Origin of the sequence: Pelagibius sp. Alg239-R121 (genome assembly GCF_947331435.1) — a bacterium.
Classification (GTDB): Bacteria; Pseudomonadota; Alphaproteobacteria; order Kiloniellales; family Kiloniellaceae; genus Denitrobaculum.
The window spans coordinates 173,231-197,943 of sequence record NZ_CAMZOF010000011.1 but is presented as its reverse complement, the minus strand read 5'-3'; the positions used below and the strand labels follow the sequence as shown (position 1 = coordinate 197,943).

The window sequence follows — 24,713 nt, the reverse complement described above, 5'->3', positions numbered from 1 at the left end:
CAGTCCCCATCAACCTGCCGAATGCCCCAGCGTCCGGTCGAAAGTTCCCACAGCCTTGGTGAGGCGGTACACCTTGGCCGGCCGACGATTGTCGCCCTGACGGCTGCGGCCGGTGTCAGTCAGGATTCCAAGGCTGAGGACCTTGCGGCGGAACGAGCTGGAATCGACTCTCGTTCCCAGTGCAGTTTCGTAGGCGCTTTGCATCTCCGTCAGCGTAAAGTTCTTTCCAAGGAAGGACGCCGGGAGCGTGGAGTAAGCGCCCTTTCCCCGGAGGCGGGCGACGGCATCCTTTATTATCTTGCCGTGATCGAACGGAAGCTTGGGTAAATCGTCGATTGACACCAACGCGGCCTTACCTTCGTCGATCGCCAGCTTGGCGCCTGGAACCAGGGCGAGATGCGCAATTGAGATCGACCATCCGCGCGGGTCCCGATCCGGTCCGGAGTAGGTCGCAAGCTGTTCAAGGTACAGGCCTGTAACTCCGGCTTTGTCCTTCAAAATCCGGCGTATGGCGCTCTCGGCGTCCGCATCTTCGTCCACACGAATAAAGCCGCCAGGCAACGCCCAAGAGCCTTCGTAGGGCTGAACCGGGCGGCAGTGAAGCAGGACCTTGAGTTCACCCTCCAGGATAGAAAGAACGACTGCGTCGACGGTGGAAATTGCGGTCATCTCGTTAGGCATAGGCCCCCTCTAGATCAGCTGATTTCAGCAAGTTTAGATTTATAACTGGCAATTTGCAAGTAGCATGTTTATATCGGAGGGGAAATTACAGAGAAGGGCGCCGCGATGAAGATGACAGCCGATTACGCAGCAATCTGGGCAAACCGGAGAAATGGGCAGACTTCGCCCCTAAATTGATCCTTTCGAATCATGTTGGCGATTTCGATGCCGTCAAGGGTTGCAGCTGCAGATGAGAATGACTTGAACCCCAGCATCGGACGGATCTGCCGTTTGATGAATTGATGATCCTGTTCAACGATATTGTTAAGGTGAATTAGTTTCGATCTGATCTGGCACTGCTCCGCTGGAGGAGCGAAGGTTACCGGTTTTGATGGTGGTGCAAACCCAACCATCGAAACACTTCACGGAGGTAACCCTCATGTTGCAGAATAATCAAAAAGTCATTCGCTACAAAGTCGGTCTTCTCAATCTGGCAGAAGAGCTGGGCAACGTATCGCGCGCCTGTCAGGTCATAGACCTGTCACGCGATACATTTTACCGTTACAGGGATGCGGTCGAGGAAGGTGGCGTAGAGGCGCTGCTGGAACGAACGCGCCGGGTTCCGAATCCGAGGAACCGTGTTGATATTGAGATCGAGAATGTGGTTATCGATTACGCCATTGAATACCCTGCCCACGGCCCAGTCCGTGTCAGCAATGAGCTACGCAAGTTGGGCGTGTTCGTGTCGCCCAGCGGGGTACGCTCTATCTGGCTGCGTCATGACCTGGCCAACTTCAAGAAACGATTAAAAGCCCTGGAGGCCAAGGTCGCCGAAGAAGGCATTGTCCTCACCGAGGCTCAGGTCCAGGCACTGGAAAAGAAGAAGCTGGATGATGAGGCCTGGAGCGAGATCGAGACCGCGCACCCTGGCTATCTTGGCTCACAGGACACATTCTATGTCGGTACGTTGAAGGGCGTCGGCCGGGTCTATCAGCAAACCTACATTGACACCTACGCCAAGGTTGCTCAGGCCAAGCTCTACACCACCAAGACCCCGATCACGGCAGCCGACATGCTCAACGACAAGGTTTTAGCATTCTATGAGACCATCGAGCAGCTGCAAAACGACCTGGACGAATGGATCGTCTACTACAACAATGAACGCACTCATCTGGGTAAAATCTGCGAAGGTCGAACGCCCTTGCAGACCCTGGTGGAAGGCAAGACTATCTGGAAGGAAAAGTTTGTAGACCAAACTTGACCTGACAGACGCCACATCAAAACCGGTAACTATCAGATCGAGTCCGAACTACTACATTTCAAGTCGCCAGGATCTGCTCAATGTTTCCTTTCAATCCATGCCGCTGTCTACAATCATTTTAACATCCAGCGCCACCTGATATCCCGACGAACGCTTGGTGAAATTCGTATTGCCGCCATGGACGAATGGCACGCAGCTGTAGCCGCTTGAATCCTTAGAGAGAAGTCTTCTTGCACCCACTGTGCCGTTAATATGACAGTGCCTCACAGCTCATTCGGCAGGATTTCAACAAGGCATGAAAATTCCCCCTGCTTGAAGAGTCGGTTCAGGTGCTGGCTTGCAAAGTTCTCCGGGACAAAAGCCAGTCCCGGCGGAAATTGCTTATTCGTTCTAATTGATAACGTCGTTTCGCCGTGAGGGGACCGGATCTTGACCAAATCACCTTGCGCAAACCCCATTGCCTGGCAATCGGACTGCCTGACTTCCACATAGGCCTCCGCCCTGATCCCACTCAAAGTGGCTGAATGTTCAGAAGCGTAGCCTGAGTGAAACCCGCAGTCGCCTGTGACCAGGGTCAGCTTTCCATTGCTTTGCCCTGTCCTTTCGACGCTGGATGGCAACGGTAAGGCGCTCGACTGGGGAATGTCGCGATATCCCGCACGCCTGCTCAGCGCGCCCTCTTCGGCAACATTTGCGGGCGACAGTTCCGCAAAAGAGGGTACGAGCTGTGTTATCTCCGAAAAGACATGCTCAGGCTTTAAATTACCCAGGCTATATCCACAGAAGTTACCTCCAAAGATTTCGGTTATCTGCGTGAGAATGTCGATGTTACGGCGCGTGTCTGCTATCGGCGGACGGAAAGCACGAATCGACTGTATCCGACCCTCGTTGTTCATCACTGTGCCTGCTTCTTCACCAAATGCGGCACCCGGCAAGACGATATCCGCAAGCTTAGTGGTCGCAGAGTGATGAGAGGCCTGTACGATAAGAAGATCCGCTGACGAGAGGGCATTTTCCACCTGGATCCTATCCGGGTATGCAGACATCGGATCGCTGCCAAGGATATAGAGGCAATCCATAGCTCCCGCCGCGCAGCGTCGCAGCATCTCATGGATATCTGCTCCCGGATCTGATGAAAGCTGCACATCCCAGGCCTGTTCAAACAAACGCTCTCCATTTTTCTGCCAGCCGGGCAGGTGGTTTGGTAGAACACCCATTTCCCACGCACCCAGCTGGTTACAGCGATCAAACAGGAATTGCAGAGCCGCCGCTTTGCCTGACCCTTGCAGGCGCCGTATCAACCCGTCCAACCACGGCAGGGCCAACTTGGCGTTTGGTGTGCGTAAAAAATCCATGCCGACCAGCACTGTAACGGTCGTGGCGGCCTTGACGGCTTCCGCGCACTGCCGGCTGAATTCCGCGAGCGACTCAACCCCTGACTGGTGCGTCCCGGCGCGTGAATCAAATATCCTATTGGTGATCGTTGAGATTAAAACAGCTTCATCGCCGGGTAACAGGCGTACGCAAGCGCTGGCATCAGCATCCAGCCGTGATGGCCGCACAGATGCCAGGAATAAATGGTTCTTTTGCTGTCTGATCTTGCTGCGGAGCAGATAATCGGTGACCGGATTGTCGTCGGTAACGTTGCTGCCGACGACAAGGACCACATCTGCCGAAATGACTTCCTCCAGTGATTGCCTTGAATAGAGACCACCAATCAGGCCTGGGAGCTCGTCATAAATTCCACCGGTCCAGCGGTTCGAGCTATCGATGTTGTTGGTGTGGAATACCGTGCGAAGCATCTTCTGGAAGAGATAAAGCGTCTCATTGCTCAGTTGTGCGGACGCCAGACCCCCGATGCGACGACCGTCTATATCTGATTGATCTCCGATATGGCCACGCATAGCATCGAAGGCGTCATTCCAGGAGGCGGGTTCAAGGGCTCCGTTTCGGCGGACCAAGGGAGTTTCAATTCGCTGTTCACTGTCGATGTAGTCAATTCCGAAGCGCCCTTTTACGCAGAGCGTTTCGCCATTGATACCGGTTTCGTACTTGGACCGCACCCGGGCCAACTCGCCGTCCCGCGCGCCAATCGTCAACTGGCATCCAGTCCCACAAAACGGACAGGTCGTTTCGGTTTCAACAAGATCCCAAGGGCGCGCCTTATAACGATAGGGCTGGCTCATAAGCGCGCCGACCGGGCATACTTCGATGCAATTGCCGCAATGGTCGCAATCATCAAGGCTGTTTTCAAAACCGGTGACTTCGCTGTCCATGCCTTTGTCTATGGTTCCCAGCGCAACAGCACCGACCACATCCTCACAGATACGCACGCAGCGTTGGCACTGTATGCAACGGTTGGCGTTGAAAATGATCACCTGATTGAGTGACAGATCGCGGCTGCGGAAAACGCGCTTTTGGTCCCGGAAGCGGCTGGCTCCCGCCCCGTACTCGAAAACCATGTCCTGCAGCTCGCACTCGCCACCCTTATCGCAAACCGGGCAGTCTAGCGGGTGGTTCGCCAGCAGCAGTTCAAGCATGCTTTGGCGGGTCAGGGCGACTTGTTCGCTTGCGGTATGCACGACCATGCCGTCCGTGACAGGGGTTGCACAAGCCGGTTGTAGTTTGGGCATGTTTTCGACAGACACCAGGCACATACGGCAGGAGGCAAGCGGCGCCAGGCGTTTCTGATAGCAGAAAGTCGGTACAGCGATGTTCTGGCTTTGCGCTGCCTCCAGGATCAGCGTGCCTTCGGACACATCAAGCTCGATACCGTCGATCGTTACATGAACCATCTCGCTCCGGCCTTCCTTTTTACTGTGCCAACCAGAATGTGGTCATTTGAGGTTGGCTCAGTACAAAAACATCAACCGCTCTAATGGAACGGGCATTCTCCATCGTCGATGTGCTGCTCGAACTCATAGCGGAAGTGTTTGAGGGCGGCCCCCAGTGACCAAGCCGCGGCATCTCCCAGGGCGCAAAAGGAATTGCCAAAAATTCCAGCGCATAGAAACGCCAATTGATCCAGGTCTTCCCGTTGCCCGCTACCTGCCTCCAGTCGGCGCAAGACTTTTGCCGCCCAGTCGTTGCCTTCACGGCAAGGGGTGCATTTGCCGCAAGACTCGTGATTGAAGAATTCCATGATCCTGGCGGCTACCCGCACCACGCATGCTGTGTCGTCGAGTGCGATCACACCGGCCGACCCCAGCATGCTGCCGGCACCAGCCAGAGAATCGAAGTCCATGCCGACATCGATATCGCTTCCCGGGATCATCGGTGCCGAAACCCCTCCAGGGATGACGGCCTTGAAATTATCTGAAAGGGGGCCGCCCGCGTGATCCTCCAGCAGCTCCCGCATCGATATGCCCATTGGCAATTCATAAAGGCCGGGTTTTTTGACCTGTCCGCTGACGCAAAAGAGTTTCGGGCCGGGGCTGCTCTCTGGGCCGATACTGCGGAACCAATCCGTTCCTCTTTCAACGATATGCGGTAAACAGGAAAGGGTTTCCACATTGTTGATCACGGTTGGGCATCCATAAATTCCCGCGACCGCCGGGAAGGGTGGCTTCAACTTTGGTTGCGCCCTACGCCCCTCAATAGATTCCAAAAGCGCTGTCTCTTCGCCGCAAATATAGGCGCCTGCACCGCGGTGCACGTAGATGTCGTGACTGAATTCGCTGCCGAGGATGTTTTGGCCTAACAATCCCTTTGCATAGGCTTGTGCCAGCGCGGCTTCCACCCGTTCGGTGCTGACGCCATATTCACCGCGGATATAGAAATAGGATGTTGCAGCCCCGATAGCGTAGGCAGCGATCAGAATGCCCTCGATCACCATATGGGGGTCGTTTTCCATCAGGGCCCGGTCCTTGAAGGTTCCGGGCTCCGCCTCGTCTGCGTTGCAGCAGAGGTAGACGGGTTTTTCTGTGTCCTTGGGCACAAAGCTCCATTTGAGCCCGGTCGGAAATCCAGCGCCACCGCGTCCTCTAAGGCCAGAAGCCTTGACCAGTTCGATCAGCTCATCGGGGGAGTGGTTGGCGAGCACAGACGCCAGGGACTTAAAGCCGCCCGCAGCCTCGTAGGCCGACAAGTCCTGCGACTCCGGGACATCTAAGCTACGCAGCAAAACCTTTTCGAACATGCCGGCATATGCCTTTGCGTCAAGTAGCTGCCTGTCGTTTCAACTGAACAAGCAGCTCGTCGATCCGATGTTCATTCAAGTTTTCGTGGTAATCCTGGTTCACCATCAGCACCGGCGCCGTATCACAAGATCCCAGGCATTCCACGGTGCTCAGGGTGAACAGACCGTCGGGGGTCGTGCCACCTTTGGAGATATGGAGCTGTGATTCCAGATGCTGCAGCAGCCGTTCGGCTTGTGCCAGCATGCAGGAGACGTTGGTGCAGAGCTGAAGATGAAATTTGCCGACTTGTTCCGTATTGAACATGCCGTAGAAGGTGGCGACCTCGTACACCCAGATTTCCGGAACTTCGAGGACATCAGCGACCTCCTTCAAAACGTCGCCGTGCAGTCTGTCGACGCTTTCCTGGACCAGGGCAAGTGCCGGCATGATAGCGGATCGCCGCGTCTGATAGCGGCCAACCACCGCATTGATCTGGTCTTTCATTTCAACTTGCATTTCATCTCCCTGAAATGCGGTCTCAGAAATGAGTCTCTATTTGTCTACTTCGGCAATGACTGGATCCAGGCTGCCGAGCATGGCGATTACATCGGCAAGGTATTTCATGTTGCCGACCTTGCCCTCCAGTGCCTGGAGGTTGACGAATGACGGTGCGCGGACTCTCATCCGGAACGGTTTTTGGCTGCCGTCGCTGATAACGTAGTATCCCAACTCGCCCTTCGGCGCTTCGATGGCGGCATAGACTTCGCCCTTGGGCACTTTGAAGCCGTAGGCAGAAAGTTCGAAATGATGAATGTGAGTCTCCATGGAGGTTTCCAGCAATCCCTTGTCCACAGGAAAAGCGATGGTCGGCAGAGCCACCTGGAAATCCCCTTGCGGCATATGATCAAGGCATTGTTCGATGATACGCACGCTTTCGCGCATCTCATGCACGCGACAGATCCAGCGCGCGTAGCAGTCGCCGTCGTCGTGGGTGATCACGTTAAAGTCCAGGCGGTCATAGATTTCATAGGGACTGTCCCGGCGCATATCCCAATCGACCCCTGACGCCCGCAAGTTGGGGCCGCTCAGTCCTAAATCGATGGCATCCTTCGGTGCTATGACGCCAATGTTCTTGGTCCGATTTAAGAAAACGCGATTGCCCGCGACGAGGCGTTCGTAATCTTTCAAGCGTTTTGGAAGGATCTCGCAGAATTCCCGAATGCGTTCGGCTGCGCCCTCAGGCAGATCCTCGCGTACCCCGCCAACGCGGATGTAGGAGGTGTGCATGCGCGCCCCGGTGATCATTTCCATCAGGTCCATGAGCATCTCGCGTTCGCGCATGGTGTAGAGCAGGGCAGTCATTGCACCCAGATCCATCGGGAGCGCGCCGACGATCAGAAGATGGCCCGATATTCGGGCGAGCTCGACCATCATGACACGAATGTATAAAGCCCGTTCGGGCACATCGATGCCTAGAAGACGCTCGACGGCAAGTGCGAATCCAAGATTGTTGGACGGTGGACATACGTAGTCCAGACGATCGGTTAGAGGAAAAATCTGCGTGTAGGTAAAGGTCTCGGCGAGCTTCTCGGTGCCGCGATGCAGATATCCAATATGAGGCTCCGTACGCTCGACGATTTCTCCGTTGAGTTGCAGCACCAACTGCAAGACACCATGGGTGCTGGGATGTTGCGGACCCAAATTGAGCAGCACTTCCTGCGTGACCCGGCTTTTGTTTTCGGCTTCCTGCAATACGGTCACGCTGGTCATTGGTCGCCCCGTTCTTCACCGAAAGGGTTGTAGGCGTCCTTGTAACCGCGCACCGGGTAGTCCTTGCGCATGGGATAGCCCTCAAACTCATCCCACATGTAGATGCGTTTGAGATTGGGGTGGCCGTCAAAGACAATGCCGTACATGTCGAAGGCCTCGCGCTCGTGCCAATTGGCCGTCGTCCATATGTCGGTAATGCTGGGAACATGCGGTGGGTCGCCCAATCGGCATTTGAGGCGCAGGCGGTGTTGGTGGGCTACTGAATAGAGGTGGTAGACCACCGCGAACCGTGGGCTGTCTGGGAGAAAATCCACCCCGCAAAGATCAGACAGGAAGTCGAAGGACAGTTCCGGCGATTCCTTGAGGAAGCCGCACAGCTCCTTCAGATGTTCCGGCGCCACTTCAATGTTGTGCATGTCGATGCCGGCCCCGCCGTCGTCGACCCTATCACCGAAGTGATGCAGTATCTGATCGCAAAAGGCTGGCCGTAGGTCGCTCATAGCTCCGATGCCGCTTGTCCAGGTTCCTTTCGCAAAACGTGCGTGCGCATGATCTTTTCCTGCAACAGTACGAGGCCATGCATCAGCGCTTCCGGCCGCGGCGGGCAGCCGGGTACAAAAACATCAACAGGAACGATCAGTTCAGATCCCTGAACAACTGCGTAGGTATTGTAAACGCCGCCCGAAATAGCGCAGGTACCCATTGCCACAACCCAACGGGGCTCAGGCATCTGGTCATATAAGCGGCGTACGACGGGGGCGAACTTCTTAACAACTGTGCCTGCAATGATCATCACGTCGGACTGCCTCGGCGAGGGCCGGAACACGATGCCAAATCGATCCAGGTCGTAGCGTGAGCACCCGGTCGAGATCATCTCGATGGCGCAGCAGGCAATGCCAAAGGTTTCCGGCCACAATGAAGACTTCCGGCTCCAGTTGATGATGCTGTCGGTGGTGCTGAAGAAGACGTTGTCGGGGAACCGATTTTCTAAGAGACCCATTCGAGCGCTCCCTTGATCCAGGCATAGACGAAGCCCACGAGCAGGAGGAAAATAAAGACGAACATTTCCAGATAGCCGATAAAGCCGATGTCCTGGAGAACGACGGCCCAAGGGAACAGGAACATCGCTTCGACGTCGAATACGACGAACAATATGGCGACCACGAAATACTGGATATGGAACAATCCGCCGGAGGCCTCACCTACGTGATCGACCCCGCACTCATAAGGGCGGTTTTTCTCCGGATAGGGATTGGAGGGCCTGAATAATGACCCTACGGTCAGGATGAACAAGCAGAGGCCGATGGCCACGGCCACCATCAGAAAAATTGGCAGGTAATCCAGAAGCATTTTGGGTGCTCCTATGAAGAGCAAGCCCCGGACCAATCATTGCCGAAACCCCGGCACAGACCGGAACTCGTTCCACTATATATGAAATCAGTGCAATAGGCTACTGCTCCTGGCCTGGGCCAGGGGAGCCTCAAAGGCAGCGTTTTGCGCCTGATCCAGAAACCAACCTGGTATGAGGCCAATACCCACGGTTCCGATCCCGGCAACGACCAGGGAAATGCGAAGCATAGGTGTCAGTGCGAGATCGAAGTGTCGGGTCGGCGGTTTCATATACATCACCATTATGACGCGGATGTAGAAGTAGGCGGCTACCGCGCTCAGCAAAACTGCAATGACCGCCAAAACCACATAGCCCTGATTGATCAGCGCGACCAGAATATAGAATTTGGCGAAGAAACCGGCGGTCGGAGGAATACCGGCCAGCGAGAACAGAAATATCAACGCCAGAAATGCCCAGAATGGGTGGCTCGTGGCCAGGCCGGTATAATCATCGATATTGTCGCCGCGGACCGCTCCGCTCCGCATCATCACGATGATGGCGAACATGCCGAGGTTCATGAAGGTATAGATCAGCAGATAGAGCATGACACTGGCGACCCCGTCCTGGCCACCGGCGACGATCCCCAGCAGAGCGATTCCGGCGTGAGCAATGCTGGAATAGGCCAACATTCGTTTGATATTGGTCTGAACCAGCGCGACGAAACTTCCCAACGCCATGGTTATCACGGCGATAACGGTTACGGCGTCGATCCAAATAGTGCCAACCTGGTTCATGCCTTCCAGGAATATACGCAGTACGATGGCAAAGGCGGCGGCTTTAGAGGCGACCGACAAATAGGCGGTAATCGGCGTTGGCGCGCCTTCATACACATCGGGTACCCACATGTGGAAGGGGACGGCGCCTAACTTGAACAAGAGGCCGGTCATCAGAAACAGGATCGCAAGGATCAACGCCAGCCCGGGCGGCTCCTCGCCGGATAACGAGACGGCAATTGCGGAAAGTTCGGTGGTTCCGGTCAAGCCATAGACCAGCGACAAGCCATAGAGAAAAATTCCCGATGATACCGCGCCTAGTATGACATATTTGAGGGCTGCTTCGGTCGACTTCGGATCGCGGCGCTGATAACCGACAAGCACATAGAAGGCCAGCGCCTGCAGCTCCAGTCCCATATAGATAACCAAAAGATCGCGGCCCGAAACCATGATCATCATGCCGACGAGCGCAAAGAGAAGGAGGGCATGGTATTCACCTTCCCCGATATTTTCCTCTTCGAGATAACGCTTTGAAATGAAAAGCGTCAACGCGGTCGCCAGGAAGAAAATCGCCTTAAAGAAAATGGCGAGGCCGTCAACGACGAACGTGTCACCATAGGCCGATTGCGGTGCGCCCACGAGGCCGGCCGTTATTCCTGCTGCAAGGACGACAATGGCCAGCGACAGGCCGGTCAGGATGTTGAGCTGATGTTTATTTTTCATCAGCGCGACAAACAACATCAGGCAGGCACCGAGGATCACGATGATCTCGGGGGAGCTCACGATAATCGATCGGATGATTGCCTGTTTATCCATCGCAATTCTCCGTCAGGGGCCCAAAACCTGCCCGAGCAGGTGGTCAAGTGACGGGCCGAGAATGTCCAGAAATGGCGCGGGATAAAATCCCACCCAGATGACAAAAATTGCCAGCGGCAAGGCGGCCGACATTTCCCGACCGTTAATTTCCCAAAGCGACCTCGTTTTGTCGTGGATGAGTGGGCCGAGGCCGACCCGGCGTATCAGCCGCAGCATGTAGGCAGCACTCAGCATGGCGCCAACTATGGCAATCGCCCCGGTGGCCTTGCCTGTTGCAAAGGCACCGGACAACACCAGCAGTTCGCCCACGAAGCCGTTGGTGCCCGGCACCGCCATCGATGCAAGGCTGAACAATCCCAAAAAGAGCGTGTAGACCGGCACAACCTTCATCAAACCGCCATATTCCGCGATCTGGCGGGTATGGGTGCGCTCGTAGATCAGACCGACGAATAGAAACAGCGCCCCGGTTGTGATTCCGTGGTTGAACATCTGCAGCACGGCGCCATTGAGACCGTTGGATTTAAAGGTGAACAGGCCAAGCGTTACGAACCCCATATGGCTGACACTGGAATAGGCGATCAGTTTCTTGAGGTCCTCCTGGGCCAGCGCAAGGAAACCACCATAGACGATGGCGACCGCCGACAGGGCGATGACAAATGGCGCAAAATACTGCGCGGCATCGGGAAGCATCGGCAGGGAAAAGCGCAAGAATCCATAGGCGCCCATCTTTAAAAGGACGCCTGCCAGGATGATGCTTCCGGCGGTGGGCGCCTGGACATGGGCATCCGGCAGCCAGGTGTGCACCGGCACCATGGGAACCTTGACCGCAAAGGCGACGAAGAAGGCCAGGAATACCCACGCTTGAATATGAAACGGAAAATCACGTTCCATCAACACTAGAATGTCGAAGCTGCGGCCGCCCTCGAAATACAACACCACGACACCGACCAGGAACAACAGGCTGCCTGCCAGGGTGTAGAGAAAAAACTTGAATGCCGCGTAGACCCGGTTGTCGCCACCCCAGACGCCGATGATCACATACATCGGGATCAGCATGGCTTCCCAGAACACGTAGAACAGGAACAGATCGAGCGCGCAGAATACGCCCAGCATGAAGGTCTGCATGACCAACAGGTTGATCATGAAAGTCTTGATCTTGGTGTCTATTGCCGTCCAGGAGGCGACAACGCAGATCCACCCGAGCAGTGAGGTCAGGAATACGAACAGCACGCTGATGCCGTCCACCCCGACAGCATAGGAGATGCCGAGCGCCCGGATCCAAACGACGCTTTCAGCGAACTGCATGGTTGCTGTTGAGGCGTCGAACGCAAACACCAGCGACGTCGCAAGCAGAAAATCGGCTGTCAAAATCGCCAGCGTTGCCCATTTTATCGCCGCGTCGCTTTTCAGCCCCAGAATCACGGGTATGCCGGCAATCGGCAGGAAGATGACGATACTGAGCAGTGGTAAGTCAGACATCAATATCCCGCTCTAAGCGGCCCAAAGAAAAACATAAAGCGCAATGCAGGCCAGCACACCGCTGATCATCGCGCCGGCATAATGGCTTACGACTCCGGACTGCACGCGCCGCATCACCGCGCCACAACGCAATGCGGTTCTGGCGACGCTGTTGACGACCGCATCGACACCCTTCAAATCGCCTATCAGGCTGAAGTGCGCGCCGATATTGAGCCAGCGCCAGATAACGGTATCCGAAAGACTCGTGATCATCTGCTCCCAGCGGGCCAGCGGCCTGTTTGCCACCCACATGAACAGTCCGGACCCCCTGCGATAGGCCCAGTCAGTGTCCAGGGATATGGTTCGCTCCGGGTCCAAAGATCTGAGAAACAGGAAAAACGCGAGCGCGGTAAACATCAAGATGTTCAGGCTCTCGGTGACATGGGCACCGGTATAGGGGTGGTAGTTGACCGGATGAGGCAGCATCCCATAGAGCAGGCCTGGTAGAACCCCTATTCCGACGCACAAGACAGCGGCGATACCCATGGCCAGCAGCATGTTAATCGGTGGTTCTGTCGGCCGAAGTCCGCAATCCCGGCCGAAAAACATGTAATAGGGAAGCTTCAGCCCGGTGTGCAGGAACGTTCCCGACGACGCGACCGTCAGCATCAAAACAATGACAGCGCGCTGATCTCCGGCCGCCGCAGCCACGACCATCGACTTACTGACGAAGCCGCTGAACAATGGGAAGGCGGAAATGGCGAATGCGCCGATCATGTAGAGCGCTACGGTCCAGGGCATGGTCCGGTAGAGCCCGCCCAGTTCGGTCAGCTTGCGCCGTCCGGTCATATGGATGACCGCGCCCGCTCCCATGAAAAGCAGCCCTTTGTAAATTATGTGTGCGAAGGCGTGCGAAGCGGATCCGTTCAACGCCATTTCCGTGCCGATTCCCACCCCGGCGACCATGTAGCCGACTTGACTGACGATATGATAGGCGAGCAGCCGGCGGCAGTCGTTTTCCAGAACCGCATAGATAACACCGTAAAGCGCCATCACTGCGCCCAACCAGACAAGCACTTCGGTGCCCGGGTAGGCGCGGATGAGCACGTAAATTGCGGTTTTCGTGGTGAAGGCGCTGAGGAAAACGGCCCCCGTCACCGTCGCTTCCGGATAGGCATCGGTCAGCCAGGCATTAAGCGGCGGTACCGCTGCATTGATGATGAAAGAGATCAGGATCAAGCTGTAGGCGAGCCCGCCGGTCTCGGCTATCGGGCCGAACAGATAGGAGCCGGTTTCCTGACCGTGCAGAACGATGCCACCGAACAACAGTACGCCGCCAGTGACGTGCACCATGAGATAGCGCATGCCGGCCCGCGTCGCGGCAAGGCCATCGGCCGCGAAAATCAGATAGGCGGACGCGAAGGCCATGATCTCCCAGGACACTAAAAGGGTGAACCAGTCACCGGCGAAGACGACCCCCAGGGCGCTCCCCACATAGAGGAAGGCTGCAACATGCTGGGCGGCGCTGCGCACATGCAGGCTGTAGAGGCAGCCAATCACGGCCATGATGGTGAACACCCAAGCGAAAACCAGAGCGAGCTTATCGACTTTGGCAATCAGTAATTTCTGACCAACAAAGTTGAAGCCGCCGTATTCCCCGGGCGTCATGATCGCCACGCTAGCCAACGCGGCCAGCGGAATCGCTAACTGCCAGAGCTGCCTAAAGTGTCCCTTGAGCAGTGGCAGAACCAACGCGCCGGCGAGAAAAATCAGAGCCGGATGAATCCAGTCAGTCATAATAGTCCTCGTCGCGCATGATGCCGCCCTGATGGCCGATGAATTTGCTGACGAAGATGATGACAACGCAGGAAACGAAGCCGAAGCCGGCGCCCCAACCTGGAAGGAGATCCCAGAAATATTCACCGTGGTCGCGCAGCACGAGGAAATCAGCGAACACGATGACCACAAGGACGGCGACAAAAATGCGCCACTTCAACCTGACATTTGCTGTATTGCCGAAAAACTGAACAATTCGCCCGATCATGGGACCACCCCCCGGGCCAGGGCCAGGAAGTAGTCGGGGTAAACACCCATGGCCAGTGAAAACACGGCGGTAACGACAAGCGGAACAGTAACAAGTGGAATTTCCCGAATGTCGTCGGCCGCCACTTCCATATTCTGATTGTCCTTTTCCCTGACGAAAAAGGCGGTATAGGAAACCGGTAGAAAATAGGCTGCGTTAAGGACGGCGCTGACCAGCAGAACAACGAGAAACACGATGCTCTGCGCTTCCACCGCGCCCAGCACCAGATACCATTTGCTGATAAAGCCGCCCGACGGCGGCACCCCGATCATTCCCAGGGAGCCAACAAAAAAGGCCGCCATGGTCCAGGGCAGGCGCCGGCCAATTCCGGCCATGTCACTGATCTTTCTCCGCCGTGAGGCGCAGTAGATTGAACCGGCGCAAAAAAACAGGGTGATCTTGGACAGTGCATGCGCGGGAATGTGCGCTACACCACCGACAATGCCGGACGGAGACAAAAGCGCTGCACCCAAGACGATGTATGACAACTGGCTGACTGTGGAATAGGCGAGCCGTGCTTTCAGGTCGTCGCGTGTCAGGGCGTACACGGACGCCATCACGATTGTGAACGAGACCAGATAGGCGGTGGCGATGTCGAGATCCAGGCTGTGCATCAAGCGCGGACCCATAACGTCGAATATGACCCGCAGGACGCAAAAAACGCCCATTTTGACAACCGCGACCGCGTGCAGCAGGGCGCTGACCGGTGTTGGGGCCACCATGGCGGCGGGCAACCAGGCGTGAAACGGCATGATCGCCGCTTTGGCGAAACCGGCGAGGTAACAGAAATAGATGCCGATGAGCAGGCCGTCCGACAGAGTGGTATCGTTGAACAGTCCGCCCGGTTTGAAGTCCAACGTCCCGGCGAACTGATAGGTCATCGCCAGCGCGGCCAGAAGAAAGGTTTTTGATGCCCCCATGAGGTAAACCATGTATCGGCGTGAGCCGTGCCATGATTCTTCGTCCTCGTGGTGGTAGACCAGCGGATAGGTGATGAGACTTAGAACTTCGTAGAAGATGACCAAAGTAAACAGGTTGGCAGCAAAGGCGCCGCCAACCGCGGCCGAAAGGCTGATGGCGAAACATACGAAAAAGCGTGTTTGGGCGTGTTCTTCCAGGCTGCGCATGTAGCCAACGGAATAAACTGCAGCAGCAATCCACAGAAGCGAGGCAATGGTCGCAAAGACCATCGCCAGTGCATCGGCGCGAAAAGCAAAATCGATACCGGGTAGGATGGTGAAGAGAGTTACTTCGATAGTGGTTCCGGCCAGCACAGTTGGGGCCAATGATATGACGACGAGAAATTGGGTCACCGCTGCCGCAAGGGATATGGTGTCACGCAAAAAGGCGTTGCGACGTAATCCCAGTATGGCTCCGGCCGCCACCAGGGGAATCATGATGGCCAGAAGAGGGAGCAGCGAATAGTCGATGTCCATGAGGTAGGATCCTACCCTTTCAGTATCGTGACTTCGTCAACCTCCAGCGTCGCATTGTTACGCATTAGAACCACCAGAATGCCGAGTGCGATGGCGACCTCGGCTGCGGTGATGGTAATGACAAAAATGGCAATGATTTGTCCTTGATAGCCACCAAGAGTGTTGGAAAAGGCCACCAGATTAATGTTGACCGAATTGAGCATCAATTCCAGGGACAGTAATACGATTAAAACGTTGCGACGGAGCAGGACGCCGGCAATACCGATGACAAACAACACTGCGCCTAAGGTCAGATACCATGACAAGGGAACCATTAATTGGTTTCCTTTCGAGTCAGTATGATTGCACCGACCAAGGCCACCAAGAGAATGACCGAGGCGATTTCAAAGGGAAAAAGAAATTCAGTGAACAGCGCGATGCTAAGTTCGCGAACGGAACTCATTTGCCCGGACTTTAGTGCGAAGGACGGCGTTTGCCATTGTTCGCCCAGCAATAAAAGAGCGAACATTTCTGCGGCTAGCAAGACGACGATTGTAACCGCGACTGCAGTCCACCGCTTTAGAAAAGGAGTGCGGATTTCTTTGCGCACATCCAGCATCATGATCACGAACAAAAACAGAATGATCACCGCGCCCACGTAGACGAACATCTGGATGACGGCCAGAAGCGGAGCCCGCAGCAGAAGAAAAACAGCGGCCACCTGCACAAAACAGACGATGAGAGCGAGCGCGCTGTGGATCGGGTTCCTCGCCATGACCACAGCCAAGCCCGAGGCTGTGGCCACTACCGCAACAAACAAAAAAAAGGCCTGCTCCATGAAAGGTGCCTTTCTCGTGATGCGCCTATTTGATTTGCGTTTCCATGTTTGCCCAAACCGGTAGGTTTAGTAAGTATTTTGCCTTTACTTACAAGAGCATGCGCTTGCCAAATCCCGCCAGTAGGACCCAAGGATTGCAAACCGATAGATAACTATGGGTACAGAAAAACGAGTTGGAATGCAAATTACGGCAAGAGGCAGTTCGAAAATGAAACGGCAGATGTTTATCATGATTGGATCACCAAATTTGCATTTTAAGTACCGATCGGAGGCAACTCAGCTGCGTCTTATGTTACGCCACCAGTCGTAACCCTCGTCTTCGGTTTGTTCGCTAATCGGGGCACCATTTGAAGTTGTCAGTTTGGCTTTGACGACCTTACCGCCCTGTTCGGCCTTGCGGGGGGAAGCGATAAGGGCATCGCGTCCAACGACCAATGCCTCGCTATTTTCGGATGAGAATTCATAGTGCTGTCCGAGCTTGATCGCATCGGCTGGGCAGGCATCTTCACATAGGCCGCAAAACAGGCACCGAGCCATATCGATATTGAAAACCAGCGGTCGGCGATTGCCGTTTTCATCTTCGTAAGGAACGACTTCCATACAATCGCAAGGGCAAATCTTGGCACAGAGTTCACAGCCGACGCACTTGACCTCACCGTTTTCATCGGTGTTCAGAAAATGGTGGCCACGGTATCGCTCGAAAGGAACCCATTTCTCGTTATCGGGATAGTGTTCGGTCACTGTCTTCGAAAACATGTAGCTCAGCGTCAACGACAGCCCGTTGATGATATCGGAGAAAAACACCCAACCGATCCATCGTGATATCTGCTTGCCGGCCATTGCCATGTCTCATTGCCTCGAGTTGGTTGCTCCAGTCAGGACAGAATGACGCCGCTAATCAGTATATTTGCCAGTGACAATGGCAGCAACACCTTCCAACCGATTGTCATCAGTTGGTCGTAGCGGTAGCGGGGAAACGTGAAACGGAACCACATGAAGAGCCACACAAAGAACGCGACTTTAAGGAGGAACCAGATCAGGGGTGGTAACGGCAGGAAGAGAGGGTTCCAACCGCCGAAGAACAGGACCACATTCAGCGCAGCCAGAAGGATCAGGACAAGATACTCGCCGATCATAAAGAACGAAAACCGCATGCCGCTGTATTCTGTGTGATAGCCGGCCCCGAGATCGCCTTCGGCCTCTGGCAAGTCGAAGGGTATGCGTTGCGCTTCGGCCAGACCGGCAATAAAAAACACCACAAAACCGAGGGGTTGATAGACGATGTTCCATAGTTCCGATTGGGCCTCGACAATGGCCACCAAACTCATCGACTGAGCCAGCATCACCACGCCTACGACTGCAAATCCCATCGGGATTTCATAGGAAATCAACTGCGCGCAAGTGCGCAAGGCGCCAAGCACGGCGTATTTGCTGTTGGATGCCCAGCCGCCGATAATCACACCAAAGACGTCGATACCGGCGATTGCCAGAACATACATCACGGCGACATTCATATCGGTGAGGTACAGCGTTATTTCGGTTCCGTAGACTGTGATCGTTTCACCGAAGGGAATAGCGACAAACACTGTGAGTGTTGCAACAAGTGTGATGATCGGCGCAAGGGTGAACAGGAACCTGTCCGCAGCGTCAGGGATATGGTCTTCTTTGCTCAGGAGTTTGATGCCGTCGGCCAGCGGCTGCAAAAGACCATGCCAACCGACCCGCATGGGACCGGGGCGCTGCTGGATGTGTGCGGCGATCTTGCGCTCCAGCCACGTCAACGGGATCGGCAGCATCAACAACACCGCGACAAGAACAGCCAATTTCAGCAACATCACGAGAACAACGAAAATCTCGACCATAGCGTAACCACCTTACGCCAAGTTTCCCGCATAGGTTCGCTCTGCACCACGTCGCCTGATGCTGCAGGCCCAATTTATAAAAGTTCCAGTTTTGAACCGCGATCGGGTTCAGACCTTTGGGCCATACACAACTGATGGCGCAACTCCACTGCAACCACTATACCGACGAGAGCTGCTTCTGTCACCCAACCTGCGGTGTCAGTATGGTGGCGTTCATCTCAACGGAAATTTTCGTTTCGCCTACAACTGAAAGGGCGTACGATATGAGAGCAAAGGCGCATTGTCAGACAGTTGTCAATTTTGGTTCCTAAACAAGGAGGAAACAAATGACAAATATAAAGCAAGTGCTCGGCGAAAAGAAACGAAGAATTTTATCAATTGAACCGGATGATAGCGTGTTCAATGCCGTCAAAATGATGGCGGACAACAACATCGGGTCACTCATTGTATTAGAAAACGGAAATTTAGTAGGCATCGTTACGGAGCGAGATTACTCGCGAAAGGTCATACTAAAGGGAAAGTCATCGCCCAATACGGCGGTTAAAGAAATCATGTCTACGCAAGTTATTTGCGTGCGCCCCGAGAAGTCGGTCAAAGAATGTATGGCCATCATGACCGAAAAAGCCATAAGACACTTACCGGTGGTCGTTGAAGGCGAAGTGATCGGGGTTATTTCAATAGGCGACTTGGTAAAAAGCATCATCAGCGACCAACAATTTATCATTGATCAGCTTGAGCACTACATTGCTGGTTAGGGCTGAGACAAGTTGACTTGCTGACCCCGCCAAACTAGGCGCGGTCGCTTTGTTGGATGATAAAGACTTAAAAAAACGCCGCTGATTTCAAGCAAGGTAATGTCAGAGGAAAATGCGTTGTGCGTTAGGACTACAGATCCTGGCGTTAGTCGAACATGAAGGAGGGGTGGTGGTGGTTTTTTTGTGACATCGCGTCGAAACCGTATGGTTTGCGCTCAAGTTTCCGAAGCCAGCGATGAAACGCAGCGACCGACCGAAGAGATGTCTTGGCCGCGTGATGTCAGCTTGCCGCCTGAAAAATTTACCAAGCACAGCGATGATTTCTTTTGCTAGGTTTCGAGTTGGCTCAAGTACCACCACGTTGTTTGCAGGAAGAAATGATTTAGGTTTCAGAACTTGCTTTCCTCTTCTTCTTGCTCAATCGCAAATTCCAGGCATTCATAGAAATTGTTCCATATTGTTGGGTCGCGGAGTGGCCCTCCTTTTGCCAGGTTGGGTGCGTCCGAAGCATCACACCAAATCGTCGACCCAATTTCACAATCAATCAGAAGAAGGCTACCGGGCGGTTCGCCAATGACAAGGTAGCGATTAGGCAAACTAATGCTCTCGCGTAAGCGCTGAGTTTCGCCAAAAATGTTTGGTTCGACCGCCCGATCGATATTGTGGAAAAAGTTGCCGCAACCAGACCCATCGAAGAATTTGCAGGCTTCGTAGAAGGATTCGGGAAATGTAAGTCCGAGTTCAGATTGCGTATTGATTAGGCGCTGGGTATCAACTGCACATAAGCCATTTAATTTGATGTAACGATCTCGCAGTTCCTGCATGCCTATTATCTTTTTTTGGAGTTTGTGCGTTTTCAAAATTAAATGAGATATCGCTGCTGAGCAGCAATACAGCACTGTGCGAAAACAAAACAAGTTGGAAGTTCGATTTCAGATAGCCACAAAAGCTCAAAATAGATGTCGGCGTTTGGCATAAGCTGCCGACAAAAGAGGTGCTGTCAGATTAAAGGCGTAGAGCGTAGGGGCTCGTTGGTTGAGACAAAGCCCGGACAGCCAACTGTCGCCATCCCGCCAGTACAGTTTCACGCTTCATTTTGGAATTTTTACAGCTGTTCAGAGGGCGTTCTTTTTTGAATTGTTTGTGGAGTAGGACGTGGACCGAAGCGGATCATGTTTTTCGGACGCGCCTTGTGGTTCCGCAAAACACGTGAGGCCACTCTATGTCATATGGTTGGAGTAGATTTATCGGGACGACTCCCTCTGACAACAGCCTTCCTGGAGAAACCGACTGAACGCTGTGTTGAAGGCGTCGGGACGATTGAAGAAGGGCGCGTGGGCGCCTTCCTCAACATCGCAAGGGGCGCCGGTCCATAAGGAGCCATAAGGTAAACCCGCGATGTAGGCGTGATCCAGGAATGGATCGTCGGCTCCGTTCAGCACAGCGAAGGGAATAGCTCCAGCCCGCAGCATGCGCATCTGGCGTGGCCAGTCAACGACCGACAGTTTGGTGATCATGTAGTATCGCGTGCGTCCGTCGGTTCGGTCGAAATTTTCGTGCAGGAATGCGCTTTCCGGTGAAAGGGGCACGGTGGCGGAGCCGGCGAAACGCTTCTGTTCCGCCAGCGTGAGAAACTGTTTGCCCGCCAGTACTACGTGGGAGTCGGGGTCGTAACCACGCGCGAAATCGTCGGGCACAACGTTTAAGGGCGAAGTCCCGGTGATCGCCAGACCGGCGTAAGCGGATGGCGCGCGGGCAGTGAGTTCCAGGGCCACGTAACCGCCCAGCGACCAGCCAAGGACCACCGGACACTCGACCTCCAGCTCGGTTAGCACATCCTCGGCCACATCGGCATAGGCGGGCACATTGTAGGTCTCTTCGGGGTCCGCATTGTCGGACGCGCCGTGTCCCGGTAGGTCGAAGGCAATGACGCGGTGGTTGTCCCGAAATGCGGCGAACTGATGCAGGAAAGCTTCCTTGCAGGCGGAGTTTCCGTGAAGCATCAATATCGGCGGACCGGATTGTCCCGTCGCTGGGCCGCTATCGGCCACGGCAACTGCGCCGTAACGCGTCCGAATCATCCGCTCTGCCGTGCGCAAGCGTTCTTCGCGGGCCATCCGCAAGACACGCCGGCGCCGGCGTGCGCGCAGGGACGACAAAGCCACAGCGGCGGCCTCGCGCAGTTCCTGTGTCAGCCCCCAGAGGCCGCCGGGATAGAAAACCATCACGACGATGATCAAAAGTGCCGTGATGATGTTCCGCCAAGCTCCCAGATCGGCAATGGCCTCCGACAGTAGCGTGATCGCGAAGGCCGCCATAACCGGTCCCCAGATGGTGCCGGCCCCACCGACCAGCAGGATCGAGAGAAGCAGTGCCAGCGAGCCAAGTCCGAAGATATCCGGCGAGGCCACGCGAACGTAAGAGCCGTAAAATCCTCCTGCAATGCCGGTGAACAACGCGCTGGCGCAGAGTGTTTGTAGGCGGGTTCGGCCCTCTGCAACGCCTCGGGAGATGGCGTAATATTTGTTGTCGCGCAGCGCCACAATGGCCCTCCCGACGCGCGAGCGCACCGTCAGGTGCAGGAAGATGCAGGCCGCGACCAGCAGCACAAGTCCTGTGTAGTAATAACCGATCTTGCCGTCCTTGACGAAACGATAGCCATCAACTGAGAGCGGAGGCAGCGTCACCATGCCGGAGGTGCCGCCCGTAATCTGCGACTGGCTGATGATGATCTGATAGATCAGCTGTGAGAAGGCGATTGTTACCAGGATCACGTAGATTCCGTCGAGACGCAGGACCGGCAGTGCCACTGCTGCGGCGAAGATCATCGCCACGGGCCCGGCGGCCAGCACGGCCAGCCACGGATTCAGTCCGAAGGTTTTCGCCAGGATGCCATAGGTGTAGATACCGACGGCGAAAAGCGCGACATGGGCGAAATTGAACAACCCGCCATAGCCTAGGCTGAGATCCCAGCTCGCCGCCACGACAGCAAAAACGAAAGCCAGGATCATCAGATGGCGAAGGTAACTCGCCTCGAATATCAATGGGAAAACGGCCAGAACGACGATCGCGGCAATCGCCGGAGTCAGTCCGTTCGAACGGTGAAAGGGTGGATCATAGCGCATCAGAGCGTCCTCTGATGCTTGCCGAACAGGCCCGCAGGTTTCAAAACCAGCACGACCATCATTAGAGCGAACAGAACAGCAGGCGTCCAATAGAGGCCGACGAAATAGGTCGAAAAGGCCTCAACCATGCCGATGATCAGGGCCGCGTAGATCGGACTGGTGAAGCGCGCGACGCCGCCGAAGATTACGACAATCAGCGCCTTCATCAAGGGATCCGCGCCCATGGTCGGCGTCATGAAGCGGATCGAGCCGATGAAGATACCCGCGAGCCCGGCCATGGCCGCAGAGAGGCCGAAGGCGGCCGCGTAAAGCCGCGGTACATCCAATCCCATCAGCTCGGCTGCTTCGCGATTCTGAGCGACCGCCCGCATCGAACGCCCGGTCCTTGTAGCGCCGAGAAACCAGCCAACCAAGCCCAGGGTGGCGACGACAATGACGACCAACGCCAGATCGTTCATCGACAAAGCAATCGGGCCCAACGAGAAATCACCATCCAGCATGCGTCCGATCTGCTTGGATCTCGGTCCCCATATCAGGTTGATGACATTCTCTATCACCGTCGCGCCCGCGAGGGTCGTGATGACCGAGGCAGCGACGATGTTCGCCCTCCGTTCAAAGGGCCGCACCAGTGCGATGTGGAACAGGACTCCGAAAACAAACATTGCGAGCAGCGTGCCCAAAGTGCCCGCCACAAGGCCCAGGCCAGAGGCATCGGCGTGCGCGATTTGCCAGCCGATGTAGGCACCGGCGGCGATAAATGCGCCATGAGCGAAGTTGAAGATTCCCAGTGTCGTCCACACGACTGCCAAACCCGATGCCATCAGCGCATAGATTGCTCCAAGGACCAGGCCGCCTGATGTTACGATCAGAATGGTGTCGAGACTTATCATACCGCCTCGCCAAACAGCATGGCCATCAGTTGATCGTGTGAAGGAATCTCAGCACGTTCCAGACGACGTGATATGCTGCCGTGATCAAACAGATAGAGCACGTCGATCAGCTCCGTCAGGAACCCGATATCCTGATCGATCACGATGAGTGGCACGCCTGCCGCGCGGATCGTCTTGATGGCTTCGCAAAGCTCGAGCCGCAGCTTGGGTGACAGTCCCAGAGTAGGTTCGTCCAGGATCAGAAGTTTTGGATCGGCCAGCAAGCCGGCGGCAATTGAAACCATCTGACGCTCGCCGCCCGAAAGAAACCGGTTCTTATGGTTGCGCCGTTCCTGCAGCCGGGGAAAGAGCGCGCCAACCTTTTCGTGCAATGCAGACTCGTGAGCAGACGACTGATGCCGTTCCGCCGCGACGAGGGGTGCGATGGATAGGGTCTCTTCCACCGTCATCTCCGGAAATAACAGATTGCCTTGCGGCACGTGGATCAGTCCTGCACGCGCCACGGTTTTGGGATCCATCCGCCTCGGCGTCACGACGTCGTAGTTGAAGTTGCGCCACCGGCGGCTGCCGCGGGCCTTGGCGCGGTTCAGGCGCTGGCCTTCAAAAATCACGTCGCCCCGCCAGGGCTCCAGGACACCGCTTATGGTTTTCATCAGTGTCGTCTTGCCGTGACCGTTCGGCCCGAAAAATCCGATCGAGGCACCCTGCTCAACTGTGAGGTCGACGTTCTGAAAAATCTGGATCGGCTGATATCCGCCCGATAGGCCACGCAGTTCCAACAGAGGCGTGCTCATATGGCTACGCCCAGGTAGGCTTCGACCACATTCGGGTCGCGGATCACCGCGTCCGGTGCACCCATTGCAATGATGCGCCCCTGATCCATCACCATCAGGCGGTCGGAGACACTGGTCAGCAAAGGCAGCACGTGTTCGATCAGCAGGATCGTGACGTTCATTGCCTTGAGATTGGCGATCAACGCCCGCATCCGCTCGATCTCCTCGGGCGTCAGGCTCGATGCCGGTTCGTCCAGCAGCAGGATCTTGGGGTCCAGCGCCATCGCGGATCCGATCATGACCAGCTTGCGCAAAAAGATCGGCAGCTCGGCGGCGCGCCAGTTGTGCAACGTGGCCGGAAAGCCGACGACGTCCAGCGCCTGTTCCGCAAGCACTACATTGCGTTGGAACGAGCCACCGCGGCGTGTCTGCTCGATTGCGGTCAGTACATTGTCGATGGCACTGAGCGAGGGGAAGACGCTTTCACGTTGAAAGGTTCGGGCAATGCCGGCCGTGGCAATATCGTGGGGCAACAGGTGATGAACCTCTTGTCCCTCGAACAACACAACTCCCGCCGTAGCGGAAAAAGGTATGCGCGTAATTGCGTTGAACAAAGTGCTCTTGCCGCTGCCATTAGGCCCGGCAATACCTAGAATCTCGCCAGGCGCGACATCGAAACTGATGTCGTCCACGGCTTTGAGCGCACCGAACGTCTTGGTCAATCCGGAAACGGCGAGAATTGTCCTGGATGATTCCAGATCCGAAAGTGTCATCGCTGCATCCGCC

At 55.4% G+C, this 24,713-nt stretch carries 24 protein-coding genes and 2 pseudogenes; 3 read left to right on the top strand and 23 right to left on the bottom strand.

Features of this window, described 5'->3' with window-relative positions:
• Positions 1 to 9 precede the first annotated feature (9 nt).
• Both QMZ18_RS30465 and QMZ18_RS30460 read right to left on the bottom strand, forming a co-directional pair.
• Positions 10 to 681, bottom strand: a complete 672-nt coding sequence (locus QMZ18_RS30465; RefSeq protein ID WP_282610182.1) for an NUDIX domain-containing protein — start codon at positions 679 to 681, stop codon at positions 10 to 12.
• Between the two features lie 122 nt (positions 682 to 803).
• Positions 804 to 1,013 (bottom strand): annotated as a pseudogene (locus QMZ18_RS30460) (DDE-type integrase/transposase/recombinase); the annotation flags it as partial.
• Between the two features lie 86 nt (positions 1,014 to 1,099).
• On the opposite strand from QMZ18_RS30460, the gene QMZ18_RS30455 reads away from it, so the two are divergent.
• Together QMZ18_RS30455 and QMZ18_RS30450 are read left to right on the top strand one after the other, a co-directional pair.
• Entirely contained in the window at positions 1,100 to 1,921 is an 822-nt protein-coding gene (locus QMZ18_RS30455; RefSeq protein ID WP_282610181.1) for a helix-turn-helix domain-containing protein, read from the top strand.
• A 51-nt stretch (positions 1,922 to 1,972) separates the two neighbouring features.
• Positions 1,973 to 2,131 (top strand): annotated as a pseudogene (locus tag QMZ18_RS30450) (IS6 family transposase); the annotation flags it as partial.
• 53 nt (positions 2,132 to 2,184) lie between these two features.
• Here the strand turns inward: QMZ18_RS30450 and nuoG are convergent.
• The 16 genes from nuoG to nuoH all read right to left on the bottom strand — a co-directional run bounded on the left by nuoG (position 2,185) and on the right by nuoH (position 18,384).
• Entirely contained in the window at positions 2,185 to 4,716 is a 2,532-nt protein-coding gene (nuoG, locus tag QMZ18_RS30445) for an NADH-quinone oxidoreductase subunit NuoG (protein ID WP_282610180.1), read from the bottom strand.
• Between the two features lie 80 nt (positions 4,717 to 4,796).
• Positions 4,797 to 6,059 carry an NADH-quinone oxidoreductase subunit NuoF gene (gene nuoF, locus QMZ18_RS30440; RefSeq protein ID WP_282610179.1) on the bottom strand — a complete coding sequence of 421 codons (1,263 nt, stop codon included), beginning with the start codon at positions 6,057 to 6,059 and terminating at the stop codon, positions 4,797 to 4,799.
• 19 nt (positions 6,060 to 6,078) lie between these two features.
• Positions 6,079 to 6,555 carry an NADH-quinone oxidoreductase subunit NuoE gene (gene nuoE / locus QMZ18_RS30435; RefSeq protein WP_282610178.1) on the bottom strand — a complete coding sequence of 159 codons (477 nt, stop codon included), beginning with the start codon at positions 6,553 to 6,555 and terminating at the stop codon, positions 6,079 to 6,081.
• 36 nt (positions 6,556 to 6,591) lie between these two features.
• Entirely contained in the window at positions 6,592 to 7,809 is a 1,218-nt protein-coding gene (gene nuoD / locus QMZ18_RS30430) for an NADH dehydrogenase (quinone) subunit D (RefSeq protein ID WP_282610177.1), read from the bottom strand.
• A complete protein-coding gene (locus QMZ18_RS30425; RefSeq protein ID WP_322097447.1) occupies positions 7,806 to 8,309 on the bottom strand; it encodes an NADH-quinone oxidoreductase subunit C in 504 nt (167 codons plus the stop codon). The genes nuoD and QMZ18_RS30425 overlap by 4 nt, the downstream gene beginning before the upstream one ends.
• Positions 8,306 to 8,809, bottom strand: a complete 504-nt coding sequence (locus tag QMZ18_RS30420; RefSeq protein WP_282610176.1) for an NADH-quinone oxidoreductase subunit B family protein — start codon at positions 8,807 to 8,809, stop codon at positions 8,306 to 8,308. Before QMZ18_RS30420 ends, QMZ18_RS30425 begins: the two co-directional genes overlap by 4 nt.
• On the bottom strand, positions 8,797 to 9,159 hold the full coding sequence (locus QMZ18_RS30415; protein ID WP_282610175.1) for an NADH-quinone oxidoreductase subunit A: 363 nt from the start codon (positions 9,157 to 9,159) through the stop codon (positions 8,797 to 8,799). Before QMZ18_RS30415 ends, QMZ18_RS30420 begins: the two co-directional genes overlap by 13 nt.
• Positions 9,160 to 9,246: 87 nt before the next feature.
• Positions 9,247 to 10,728, bottom strand: coding sequence for an NADH-quinone oxidoreductase subunit N (locus QMZ18_RS30410; protein WP_282610174.1), 1,482 nt, complete (start codon positions 10,726 to 10,728; stop codon positions 9,247 to 9,249).
• Positions 10,729 to 10,740: 12 nt separating this feature from the next.
• Positions 10,741 to 12,207: an NADH-quinone oxidoreductase subunit M gene (locus QMZ18_RS30405; protein ID WP_282610173.1), complete on the bottom strand. Its 1,467-nt coding sequence runs from the start codon at positions 12,205 to 12,207 to the stop codon at positions 10,741 to 10,743.
• Between the two features lie 12 nt (positions 12,208 to 12,219).
• Positions 12,220 to 13,983, bottom strand: a complete 1,764-nt coding sequence (locus QMZ18_RS30400; RefSeq protein ID WP_282610172.1) for a Na(+)/H(+) antiporter subunit D — start codon at positions 13,981 to 13,983, stop codon at positions 12,220 to 12,222.
• A complete protein-coding gene (locus tag QMZ18_RS30395; RefSeq protein ID WP_282610171.1) occupies positions 13,976 to 14,230 on the bottom strand; it encodes a hypothetical protein in 255 nt (84 codons plus the stop codon). Before QMZ18_RS30395 ends, QMZ18_RS30400 begins: the two co-directional genes overlap by 8 nt.
• Entirely contained in the window at positions 14,227 to 15,705 is a 1,479-nt protein-coding gene (locus tag QMZ18_RS30390) for a monovalent cation/H+ antiporter subunit D family protein (protein ID WP_282610170.1), read from the bottom strand. Before QMZ18_RS30390 ends, QMZ18_RS30395 begins: the two co-directional genes overlap by 4 nt.
• Before the next feature lie 11 nt (positions 15,706 to 15,716).
• On the bottom strand, positions 15,717 to 16,019 hold the full coding sequence (nuoK, locus tag QMZ18_RS30385; protein WP_282610169.1) for an NADH-quinone oxidoreductase subunit NuoK: 303 nt from the start codon (positions 16,017 to 16,019) through the stop codon (positions 15,717 to 15,719).
• Positions 16,019 to 16,522 carry an NADH-quinone oxidoreductase subunit J gene (locus QMZ18_RS30380; RefSeq protein ID WP_282610168.1) on the bottom strand — a complete coding sequence of 168 codons (504 nt, stop codon included), beginning with the start codon at positions 16,520 to 16,522 and terminating at the stop codon, positions 16,019 to 16,021. The genes nuoK and QMZ18_RS30380 overlap by 1 nt, the downstream gene beginning before the upstream one ends.
• A gap of 276 nt (positions 16,523 to 16,798) precedes the next feature.
• On the bottom strand, positions 16,799 to 17,362 hold the full coding sequence (locus QMZ18_RS30375; RefSeq protein WP_322097444.1) for an NADH-quinone oxidoreductase subunit I: 564 nt from the start codon (positions 17,360 to 17,362) through the stop codon (positions 16,799 to 16,801).
• A gap of 35 nt (positions 17,363 to 17,397) precedes the next feature.
• Entirely contained in the window at positions 17,398 to 18,384 is a 987-nt protein-coding gene (nuoH, locus tag QMZ18_RS30370) for an NADH-quinone oxidoreductase subunit NuoH (protein ID WP_282610166.1), read from the bottom strand.
• 326 nt (positions 18,385 to 18,710) lie between these two features.
• Here nuoH and QMZ18_RS30365 point away from each other — a divergent pair, with 326 nt between their 5' ends.
• Entirely contained in the window at positions 18,711 to 19,139 is a 429-nt protein-coding gene (locus QMZ18_RS30365) for a CBS domain-containing protein (protein ID WP_282610165.1), read from the top strand.
• Between the two features lie 389 nt (positions 19,140 to 19,528).
• On the opposite strand, the gene QMZ18_RS30360 is transcribed toward QMZ18_RS30365, so the two are convergent.
• The 5 genes from QMZ18_RS30360 to QMZ18_RS30340 all read right to left on the bottom strand — a co-directional run bounded on the left by QMZ18_RS30360 (position 19,529) and on the right by QMZ18_RS30340 (position 24,700).
• Positions 19,529 to 19,963 (bottom strand): hypothetical protein, encoded by a 435-nt coding sequence (locus QMZ18_RS30360; RefSeq protein WP_282610164.1) that lies wholly within the window; start codon positions 19,961 to 19,963, stop codon positions 19,529 to 19,531.
• 420 nt (positions 19,964 to 20,383) lie between these two features.
• Complete coding sequence (locus QMZ18_RS30355) at positions 20,384 to 22,264, bottom strand: alpha/beta fold hydrolase (RefSeq protein ID WP_282610163.1); 1,881 nt, start codon at positions 22,262 to 22,264, stop codon at positions 20,384 to 20,386.
• Positions 22,264 to 23,154 carry a branched-chain amino acid ABC transporter permease gene (locus QMZ18_RS30350; RefSeq protein WP_282610162.1) on the bottom strand — a complete coding sequence of 297 codons (891 nt, stop codon included), beginning with the start codon at positions 23,152 to 23,154 and terminating at the stop codon, positions 22,264 to 22,266. The genes QMZ18_RS30355 and QMZ18_RS30350 overlap by 1 nt, the downstream gene beginning before the upstream one ends.
• A complete protein-coding gene (locus tag QMZ18_RS30345; RefSeq protein ID WP_282610161.1) occupies positions 23,151 to 23,948 on the bottom strand; it encodes an ABC transporter ATP-binding protein in 798 nt (265 codons plus the stop codon). Before QMZ18_RS30345 ends, QMZ18_RS30350 begins: the two co-directional genes overlap by 4 nt.
• Positions 23,945 to 24,700 carry an ABC transporter ATP-binding protein gene (locus tag QMZ18_RS30340; RefSeq protein ID WP_282610160.1) on the bottom strand — a complete coding sequence of 252 codons (756 nt, stop codon included), beginning with the start codon at positions 24,698 to 24,700 and terminating at the stop codon, positions 23,945 to 23,947. The genes QMZ18_RS30345 and QMZ18_RS30340 overlap by 4 nt, the downstream gene beginning before the upstream one ends.
• Between the last annotated feature and the right edge of the window lie 13 nt (positions 24,701 to 24,713).